The sequence below is a fragment of the Microcoleus sp. OTE_8_concoct_300 genome, from assembly GCF_031383065.1.
Taxonomy (GTDB): domain Bacteria; phylum Cyanobacteriota; class Cyanobacteriia; order Cyanobacteriales; family Microcoleaceae; genus Microcoleus.
The window spans coordinates 1-3,772 of the sequence record NZ_JANMZH010000503.1 but is presented as its reverse complement, the minus strand read 5'-3'; the positions used below and the strand labels follow the sequence as shown (position 1 = coordinate 3,772).

1 protein-coding gene and 2 pseudogenes are annotated in these 3,772 nt (G+C 41.6%); 2 read left to right on the top strand and 1 reads right to left on the bottom strand.

Annotation, left to right across the window (positions count from 1 at the left end):
- Positions 1–143 precede the first annotated feature (143 nt).
- Together ACUVJL_RS22840 and ACUVJL_RS22835 are read left to right on the top strand one after the other, a co-directional pair.
- A pseudogene (locus tag ACUVJL_RS22840) lies at positions 144–284 on the top strand (transposase); the annotation flags it as partial.
- A 264-nt stretch (positions 285–548) separates the two neighbouring features.
- Positions 549–2,375, top strand: coding sequence for a carbamoyltransferase family protein (locus tag ACUVJL_RS22835; RefSeq protein ID WP_445247928.1), 1,827 nt, complete (start codon positions 549–551; stop codon positions 2,373–2,375).
- Positions 2,376–2,899: 524 nt separating this feature from the next.
- On the opposite strand, the pseudogene ACUVJL_RS22830 reads toward ACUVJL_RS22835, so the two are convergent.
- Positions 2,900–3,621: pseudogene (locus tag ACUVJL_RS22830) on the bottom strand (ISKra4-like element ISMiva1 family transposase); the annotation flags it as partial.
- Positions 3,622–3,772: the final 151 nt, after the last annotated feature.

The window sequence follows — 3,772 nt, the reverse complement described above, 5'->3', positions numbered from 1 at the left end:
ACAAAAATAAGGTGTAAAGGTCTATATTGCATTGTGCCGTAGAGGGTTTAGTTATTTTTCTCATTGTCCGATACCTAGAAAGTAGACGACCTATATTTATCAATTCACTGTTTGGTTATTTTGTCAATGCGTAAGTCCTAGACTTATACAAAGCCCGTCATTTAATTGAAAACTTTTTTGCCAAACTCAAGCAATATCGTGCGATCGCCACCCGCTACGACAAGCTCAAAGTTAACTTTCTGGGTGCAATTTACCTCGCTGCTACCGTGATTTGGCTCAACTGATGACACGCCCTAGGGGAGCATGGTAGAATTAAATTTGGAAATTGAGATCTTGCAACATTCTCAACAAGACCGGAAAAACTGGGTTGCTCAACGAAGAATCAAGGTTTTCAGGCAGCAAAAATCGCAAGAAACCCGGTTTTTGGCGTTGGTGCAAGACTCTGGATGAACTTCCCACACAAACTGATATTGCTCATAGGCATCTGATTCAAGATTTAGCAGTGATCTGTTTTCAGGGAACAAGGACTTATTAGGGGCTATTTCTTTATGAATGTAATTGGCATAAGTGGACTCCACAACAGTGTATTCTTCAAAAAGAAAGTATTTCCCAATCTTTCGGCACGACAATACCGAATTGCTCAAGGTTTCGACTCAGCGGCAGCTCTTGTCACTAGGGACGGTATAAAGGCAGCAGCGGCGGAAGAAAGATTCACGAGGGAAAAAGCAACTGGTTCTTTCCCTATAAATGCCATCAAATATTGCCTTCAAGTTTCTAATCTCGCACCAGATTCTATCGACTATATTGCTCATGGCTTTTGTTACGAGCCATTCAGATCGTTTTATGAGCATAGCGCTCTGACGAAGCAACAGTTTGCAGAGGTTTATTCGCGAGAGGCTCAGGTACGCTGTCTTCAGGAACACTTGGATTCCTTTGATTGGGCTAAGAAGTTGGTCCAGGTACCACACCACCTGGCACACGCTGCGAGTACGTTCTATCTCAGTGGTTTTAAGGAATCACTAATCCTCGTCACTGATGGCATGGGTGAACAACATAGCACAACCATTGCCGTGGGTAAGGAAAACCAAATCGAAATTATCAAGCAATTCCCAGCGCTCCACTCTCTTGGGATACTGTACGGTGTTTTTACCTTATATTTAGGATTCTGCTTTGGTCTTGACGAGTATAAGGTGATGGGATTGGCCCCCTATGGGAATCCCCGTCGGTACTTTAGCCAGGTTATGCAATTAATTAATCTTAGAAATGATGGAACATATACAATTCCTGTACTCTTTCAAAATCAGACTGAAGAGGAGAAGGAAACATATAGTGGAACCCTACAAGTATTGACTGATATTTTTGGTCCGCCAAGAGAGCCAGATGTTGAAATAACTCAGAATTATATGGACATTGCTGCGGCCTTGCAATCGGTTCTTCAAGCGTGTCTGATACATGTTCTGCGGCACTTCAAAAAAGAGACTGGTCAAAACAACCTTTGTATGGCCGGGGGTGTGGCTCTCAATTGCACGGCAAACGGCGTAATTAAACGCAGCCGGATGTTTAAAAATATGTTTATTCAGCCAGCTGCCGGTGATGACGGAACTGCTCTGGGTGCAGCACTGTACATTCAGTCTCTTCATCAACGCAATCTGTGTTCCAAAAAGATGGCACAACCTTTGTGGGGTCCAAGTTATGAGACTGAAGAAATCCGGCATATCTTGGAGTACCAACAAGAGTGCGAAAGTACCTTTTTCCCCTCATTTGATGATTTGGCTAGGGAGATTGTTAAGCGCATAGCTGAAGGGCAGATTGTTGCCTGGTTTCAAGGACGAATGGAATTCGGACCGCGTGCTTTGGGTAATCGGAGTATATTGGCAGACCCACGAGAGCCAGGAATGCGCGATCGCATCAACAAGCTTGTTAAAAAGCGTGAAGGATTCCGACCCTTTGCTCCCGCAGTCACGGTGGAGGCGGCATCACAATTCTTTGAAATAGATAAGGGAGATGAATCGATTTACGCTTACATGCTTTTTGTAACACAGGTGCGATCGGCTTATCGGGAACAACTGCCAGCGATTACCCATGTAGATGGGTCGGCACGGGTTCAAGCGGTGTCAAAGGAAGATAACCCTCAGTTTTGGACTTTGCTTAACGAGTTCGGCAGAGTGAGTGGCATACCTGTTTTGCTGAATACATCCTTTAACGTTCGTGGACAGCCGATAGTCTGTACGCCCAAAGAGGCGGTGGAGACCTTCCTTTTTGCAAAACTTGATGTGTTAGTGATGGGAAATTATGTTGTTGTCCGCAAGGATTATCAGCAAGGAGAGAAAGTCGAGGAGATGAATGCTTTTGTATCAGGAGACGAGGGCATTTAATACTAGTTTTAGTTGTAGTAATATTTTCTCAGCATTGTACGCGGTAAACGAGATAGATTTGACTTAAAATTGCAGAAGAATTTCAAGTTATTTTAGAGCCGATATATTCTGCGAGTTATCAGGGTTAAACTTATAGAGTAATTATTAAATGAATGTCAATCAAAGGCGATATTTCAAATTCAATCTAGCTGAACAGGAAGCATACTGACAGCAGCAGCTAGGTAGTGAGCTACCTGTATCGCAAGTTCCGTTAGATTATCCGCGAGCACCAGTTCAGTCCTTTATTAAAAGGACTGAAGCTGTTGAGCTTGATGAGGAGCTATGCTGAGAACTCAAGCAGTTTTGTGCGCGTGAAAACGTCACTCTATTTATCACGTTACTTGCTACATTTAAAGTTATTTTGCTGCGTTACACTGGGCAGGAAGATATCATTGTTGCTTCCCTGTCTGCGGATAGTCTCCGCAAGAGAGAGGGAGTAGGTCGGGAAGAGTTTGTCAAGGGTGCATCTCTGTTTTGTAAATATATCAAGTGGAAAGTTGACCATTGAGATAACCACAGCGAAGAGAAAGGATAGATGCAACACTCTCAATATTCCACGCTCACCCCTGATAGTTTTACCCTGAATCCAATTTGTTTTATCGTTGATTCAACTGTTCCCGAACCGATTGAGCTTAGGGATTCTTCTTGATAGTATAGGTAGTTAATTATTCGGTAACGATGGGTTTCTAAATAATTGCATCTTTTAAATGCCTGCTTTTTTAAGTCTTTAAATAAATTGATAACTTCATTTACTTGACCAAACCATAACAGACTTTCTGCTTGTTTTAATCGTTTCAATGAACCCCCGGCTTGGTACAAATTTTCTTTCAGATGATACCAATCTAAGATTTCTTGTCTTTGTTCAGTCACTCCAATTTCTTGAAATAGGTTCCAAATTCCAGGATGACCATCTCAATTACAATACATTAGGATGTAACAACTTTTGGCTATTAGTCCAATCAATTAAATCTTCATTGTTTTGAAAAAATGCTCCATAATAAACATTATCTAAACAAACAGCTTTATAATCTTTCCAATAACACGACTCGCCCTTATTATCGTTACGTAGCCTGATTTTCCCCCCATCTAATGTAATTTCTTGAACTCCTTGTTTAGATGTAGGTAATTCAAAATCTTGGATTTTTACTAATCTTTGTAATGTACTATCAGAAACTCGGATTCCTGTAAACTTTTCTAAATCTTTTTCCCCTCTTGCATCTGGGGGGGTGACAAAGAGGCCTAGGAGATAGACCGAATCAGGGTTGCAGCCCGCATACCTTGTTGATAAAAGCGGCGTTTATTTCGAGTTAACTTTATTAACTGTTCCACCTCATCAGAATATTGTTCGAGATAATTAA

Coding starts and splice junctions, on each gene's coding strand:
- ACUVJL_RS22835 (WP_445247928.1), top strand. CDS start 549: ATGAATGTAATTGGCATAAGTGGACTCCACAACAGTGTATTCTTCAAA.